This window comes from Lederbergia galactosidilytica, from assembly GCF_017873565.1.
GTDB classification, from domain to species: domain Bacteria; phylum Bacillota; class Bacilli; order Bacillales; family Bacillaceae_C; genus Lederbergia; species Lederbergia galactosidilytica.
Genome location: NZ_JAGGKH010000044.1, coordinates 1 through 1,807, shown reverse-complemented (window position 1 = coordinate 1,807; position 1,807 = coordinate 1). Strand labels below are relative to the sequence as shown.

At 40.7% G+C, this 1,807-nt stretch carries 1 protein-coding gene; it reads left to right on the top strand.

What is annotated here, in order from left to right; genetic code table 11:
* The first annotated feature begins 118 nt into the window (after nt 1-118).
* Nucleotides 119-1,402: an IS110 family RNA-guided transposase gene (locus tag J2Z23_RS22050; protein ID WP_209975384.1), complete on the top strand. Its 1,284-nt coding sequence runs from the start codon at nt 119-121 to the stop codon at nt 1,400-1,402.
* Nucleotides 1,403-1,807: the final 405 nt, after the last annotated feature.

Genomic DNA, 1,807 nt, shown 5'->3' with positions numbered 1-1,807 from the left:
AGGAGCATTCCTGTAATGAAGAAATTTGAGGATTGAACAAAAAAGAGCCCTCTTGGTATAGTACAGGGTGTCATGATCATGACCCCGAAATTAAATAAATACCAAGGAGGACTCACCAATGAATTATAATCAAAATCACAAAATATCGCAAATCACACCGTCTACACTTGTAATAGGAGTAGATATTGCTAAAGACAAACATGTGGCACGAGCACAGGACGATAGAGGCTATGAATTTGGGAAAAGGTTGATCTTTGAGAATCGAATACACGGCTTTGAACTACTACTAGAATGGATTTTCAAGCTTCAAAAAAAACATGATAAAAGCCATGTCATTATTGGAGCTGAGCCAACAGGTCACTATTGGATGAGCTTAGGTTATTATCTGACGAGCAAAGATTATGACTTTGTATTGGTTAACCCGATGCATGTCAAGAAGTCGAAAGAACTGGATGACAACTCGCCAACGAAAAATGACACAAAGGATGCCCGTGTGATTGCGCAGCTGGTGAAGGATGGGAGATACTCCGTACCAAATCTTCTCGATGGCATTTATGCCGAGTTAAGAGAAGCGATCAAATTACGAGATCAACTCATCAAACAACAGACTGTCACAGAAGGACGCATTCAAAATAACTTGCAGCGTTATTTCCCAGAGTTTCAGGATGTATTTAAACAATGGGATGGAAAGGCCGCATTATATACGTTGCGTGCATTCCCATTTCCATCTGACATTCGTGATAAAACCCCTGAAGATGTACTGGCGGAATGGAAACCCGTTGTAAAGCGTGGTGTTGGCATCAAGCGTGCAACCAAACTGGTAGATAAAGCGAAGAAAAGTGTTGGAATTGAAATCGGCTTACGCTTTGCCAAGAAAGAGCTGCACAGTTTATTAGACCAATATGAGCTGTATGAAGCTCAATTGGAAGAACTGAACTGGGAAATAGAAAACCTCTTGGGAGATATTCCGGGAGCAAAAGAAATGTTGGCCATTAAAGGACTGGGTGTAACAACTGTAGCTACTTTTTTTGCCGAAGTAGGCGATTTATCTAACTATCATCATCCTCAACAACTTGTGAATATGGCAGGGTTATCGTTGCGGGAGCATAGTTCCGGGAAATTCAAAGGGGAAACAAAAATAACGAAACGTGGAAGGAAGAAACTGCGAAAGGCGATTTATTTAGCTATACGCCCGCTCGTAGCCAACAATCCAACGTTTCAAGCTTTGCATAGGTATTATACGACCCGCCCGGAAAAGCCTTTAAAGAAACAACAATCACTAATTGCGTTGTGTGGCAAGTTATTACGTGTCTTGTTTGTCATTGGCAAAAGACAATGTGTATTTGATGGAAGTAAGTTATTGAAAGGTTTACCTCAGATAAATACATTACAGGTAGCTTAAGCTGTATGAGAAAGAAATAGCAATAGATGCACTTGTGAATTTAGAAAACACAAACACCACTAATGCAGAGTCGGAGCTTATTTTTTCCATTCGGGCACCAGACCCAGCCGAGGAGCTTATTCCGACCTCCACCTTGTGGATACGCAGGACGAGGGAATGTATGGATACCAATCCCGTGATATATGGGAGGGTGAGCGACCATAAGAAGTGTGGAGTTATCAAGCATGGTTATACTATTTTTAACCAAATACTACCAATTTGGTCGTTAGGATGGATAGGGGTACGTTAAAATATTCTGTATTCTGGCTATCACTCCACCCCCACTATCCAAACCCAAATTGGATGTTTAAGAAATTCTAAGAAAACAAGAGCATTTTGAAGATATTTTAATTATATAGAGGGAGG

Excerpts from the sequence above, each read along its gene's own strand:
- J2Z23_RS22050 (WP_209975384.1), top strand. The coding sequence starts at position 119 with ATGAATTATAATCAAAATCACAAAATATCGCAAATCACACCGTCTACA.